At 74.7% G+C, this 3,884-nt stretch carries 3 protein-coding genes; 2 read left to right on the forward strand and 1 reads right to left on the reverse strand.

Annotated features, from left to right (window positions below):
- On the forward strand, positions 1–1,710 hold a 1,710-nt coding region (locus tag ACZJYS_RS23305), incomplete at its 5' end, for a DNA translocase FtsK (protein ID WP_493180504.1).
- Positions 1,703–2,248 carry a GNAT family N-acetyltransferase gene (locus ACZJYS_RS23310; protein ID WP_379652100.1) on the forward strand — a complete coding sequence of 182 codons (546 nt, stop codon included), beginning with the start codon at positions 1,703–1,705 and terminating at the stop codon, positions 2,246–2,248. The genes ACZJYS_RS23305 and ACZJYS_RS23310, both read left to right, overlap by 8 nt.
- On the opposite strand, the gene mdoH is transcribed toward ACZJYS_RS23310, so the two are convergent.
- A partial coding sequence (gene mdoH, locus ACZJYS_RS23315) for a glucans biosynthesis glucosyltransferase MdoH (protein WP_493180505.1) occupies positions 2,203–3,884 on the reverse strand: 1,682 nt, incomplete at its 5' end. The two genes, ACZJYS_RS23310 and mdoH, sit on opposite strands and share 46 nt — an antisense overlap.

Here is a 3,884-nt window from a genome sequence, read left to right on the forward strand (position 1 = left end):
GAGGCCACGCCCGAGCTGCGTGCCCCCCGTGGTGGCGAGCGTGGTGGCGAGCGGGCTGGCGAGCCACGCGCCATTGCCCTCCGTGGCGACCTGGAACTGCCGCCGCCGCCGCCCGTGCGCAGCCCCGCGCCGCCGCCGCGCCCGGCCGAGCCGTTGCCGCCGCGCCGCGCCACCCGGCCGGAGCCGCAGCCCGTGGCGCAGTTCCAGCTGCCGCCGCTCGACCTGCTGACCCCGCCCCCCGCGCGCCGCGCCAGCGGCCCGGACGAGGCGGCGCTGCAGGCCAATGCCCGGCTGCTGGAGACGGTGCTGGAGGATTACGGCGTGCGCGGCCGCATCGTCGAGATCCGCCCCGGCCCGGTGGTGACGCTCTACGAGCTGGAGCCGGCCCCCGGCACCAAATCCGCCCGCGTCATTGGCCTGGCCGACGACATCGCCCGCAGCATGAGCGTGATGGCGGTGCGCATCGCCACCGTGCCGGGGCGCAACGTCATCGGCATCGAGCTGCCGAACGACAAGCGGGAGATGGTGTTCTTCTCCGAGATGATGGCGGCCGAGGACTGGGTGCGCCACACCGCCCGCCTGCCGCTGGCGCTGGGCAAGGACATCGGCGGCGCGCCCGTCATCGCCGACCTCGCCCGCATGCCGCACCTGCTGATCGCCGGCACCACCGGCTCGGGCAAGTCGGTCGGCATCAACACCATGATCCTGTCGCTGCTCTACCGGTTCAGCCCGGATGAGTGCCGCTTCATCATGATCGACCCGAAGATGCTGGAGCTGTCGGTCTATGATCGCATCCCGCACCTGCTGGCGCCGGTGGTGACGGAGCCACCGAAGGCGATCGGCGCGCTGAAGTGGACGGTGCGCGAGATGGAGCGGCGCTACCGCGCCATGAGCCAGCTCGGCGTCCGCAACATCGGCGGCTACAACGAGAAGGTGCAGGCGGCGCTGGCGCGCGGCGAGGTGCTGACCCGCCGCGTGCAGACCGGCTTCGACCCCGACACCGGCAAGCCGGTGTTCGAGGACCAGCCCCTGGCGCTGGCGCCGCTGCCGATGATCGTCGTCGTCATCGACGAGATGGCGGACCTGATGATCGTCGCCGGCAAGGAGATCGAGGCGGCGGTGCAGCGGCTGGCGCAGATGGCGCGCGCCGCCGGCATCCACGTCATCATGGCGACGCAGCGGCCCTCGGTGGATGTCATCACCGGCACCATCAAGGCCAACTTCCCGACGCGCATCTCCTTCCAGGTGACCAGCAAGATCGACAGCCGCACCATCCTGGGCGAGATGGGCGCCGAGCAGCTGCTCGGCCAGGGCGACATGCTGCACATGGCCGGCGGCGGCCGCGTGGCCCGCGTGCACGGCCCCTTCGTCTCGGATGCCGAGGTGGAGAAGGTGGTGGAGTTCCTGCGCGAGCAGGGCGAGCCGGCCTATATCGAGGAGGTCACCGAGACCGATGACGAGGAGGGCGGCGAGTCCGGCCTCTCCGGCATCGCCGGCGCCGGCGATGGCGAGAAGGGGCTGTTCGACCAGGCCGTGGCGCTGGTGACGCGCGAGGGCAAGGCCAGCACCTCCTTCATCCAGCGGCACCTCTCCATCGGCTACAACCGCGCCGCCAAGCTGATCGAGCAGATGGAGAAGGAGGGCGTGGTCGGGCCCGCCAACCATGTCGGCAAGCGCGAGGTGCTGGCGCGCCGCAGCGACGATGACTGAGCGGGCGCCGGGGGAGGCTCCCGCCCCGGCGGCCGGCTTCACCATCCGCCGCCTCGGCCCCGGGGATGCCCCGCTGTTCCGCGCGCTGCGGCTGGAGGCGCTGGAGCGCCACCCCGAGGCCTTCGGCGCCAGCCTGGAGGATGAGGCGGCGCAGCCCGAGGCCTGGTTCGCGGCGCGGCTCGAGGACAGCGCCGTCTTCGCCGGCTGGCAGCCGGGCGCGGCGGAGCCGGAGGGGCTGATGGCGCTCGCCCTGCCCCGCGCGGCCAAGACGCGGCACAAGGGGCTGCTCTGGTCGGTCTACCTGCGGCCCGGGGCGCGCGGCAGCGGCCTGGCGCCGGCCCTGCTGGCGGCGGTGCTGGACCATGCGCGGGGCCGGGTGGAGGAGGTGCGGCTCAGCGTGGTGGCAGGCAACGACACGGCCCGGAGGCTCTACGAGCGCGCCGGCTTCACCGCCTGGGCGCTCGAGCCGCGCGCGCTGAAGGTGGCGGGGCGCTACTTCGACGAGGTGCTGATGCGCCTCCGCCTCGTGGCGGACTGAGCGGCGCGGCGCGCGCCGCCCTCCTCCGGCGTGCAGGCCACGCCCATGCGCCGCAGCCGGCGGGAGAATCCTGGGTCCGCCGTCGCCACCGCGAAGGGGATGCCCAGCACCAGCGGCCCGAGGAAGGGCAGGCCCCAGATCCAGGCCGTGCCCCCCGCCGCCAGCAGCGCCGCCATCAGCGCCACGCCCAGCGCCGTGGGCGCCCACAGCAGCCGTGCCGCGTCGGCCCAGCGCACGCCCAGCGCATCCCGGTTCTGCGGCTGCCAGCCGGTGCGGCCGGCGAAGGGCAGGGCCAGCAGGAACAGCGCCTTGCTGGCCAGGCTCACCGGGTCCAGCAGCGTGGTGAAGCCGGTCTCGGCAAGCGCCCCGCGCAGCACGGCGCGGCGGCCGCCATAGGCTGCCGCGCGCTCCAGCCGCAGCAGCAGCTCCAGGTAGCCGGCGAGCTTCGGCGCGTGGATCGCCGCCCAGTTGGCCAGCAGCAGCGCCGCCAGCGCCCCTGGAGGCGTGGCCGCGCCGCCGCCGGTGGCGGCGTTCAGCACCGCCGCCACCAGCACCAGCAGCCAGAGCGGCGCCGAGAGGAACAGCAGGATGGCCTGCGCCAGCTGCCAGCGGCCCATCGGCGTCAACCCCGGCAGGCGCAGCAGCCGCCAGTACTGCATGTTGCCGGCGCCCCAGCGCCGGTCGCGGATGAGGAAGTCCGGCAGGGTGGGCGGGTTGCCCTCTAGGCTGCCCGCCTCGATGGGCAGGCAGCGCACCTTCCAGCCGGCGGCGTGCAGCCGCACCGCCTCGATCTGGTCGTGGCTGAGGATCGGGCTGCCATCGGGCAGCGGTTCCAGCCGGGCATGGGCGCGGAAGGGCGCCACGCGCAGCAGGGCGTTGTGCCCCCAGTAGGGGCCCTGGTCGAGCTGCCACCAGGCCTGGCCGGTGGCCCAGCTCCGCATCCCCGCCCGCATGCCGTACTGGAACAGCCGGGTGAAGGCGCTGCGCGCGGGCCGGCCGACGATGAGCTGCTGGACGATGGCCAGATCCGCGTCCGCCTCCATCACCGCCACCAGCCGCAGCACCGCCTCGGCCGACATCTCCGAATCGGCGTCGAGGCAGAGGAAGAATTCATGGCCGGCGCCGTGGCGGTCGAGGAAGTCCATCACGTTGCCGGCCTTGAAGCCGGTGTTCCGCGCGCGGCGGCGGTAGCGCACCGCCACGGGGCGGCCGGCGCGCAGCCGGGCGAAGCCGGCGATCGCCGCCTCCTCCCGCGCGGCGAGGGCCGGCTCCTGCGTGTCGGAGAGGAACCAGAGGGTGAAGCGGTGGCCCGCCCCGGCCGCCTCCAGCCCGTCCAGCAGCCGGGCGAGGGGGGGCAGCACCCCCGCCATCGCCTCGTTGCGCAGGCAGACGACGATGGCGGTGGCGGCGCGGGGCGGCGGCGGCGCGGCGCGCAGGAGCTGCGGCACCACCTGCGCCGCCGGCTCGGCGTGGCGCAGCCGCAGCGCGAGGCCCACCAGCGCGTTGCCGGCGCAGAGGCAGCTCCAGGGCAGGGTGCCGAGCCAGGCGGCCAGCAGCACCCCTTCCCACACGGTCCAGCCGCCGGGGGCGAGCACCCGCAGCATCAGCAGCAGGAGCCCCAGGCCCAGCGCCAGGC

The organism is Roseomonas sp. TS2 (genome assembly GCF_058833935.1).

Coding starts and splice junctions, on each gene's coding strand:
- ACZJYS_RS23310 (WP_379652100.1), top strand. CDS start 1,703: ATGACTGAGCGGGCGCCGGGGGAGGCTCCCGCCCCGGCGGCCGGCTTC.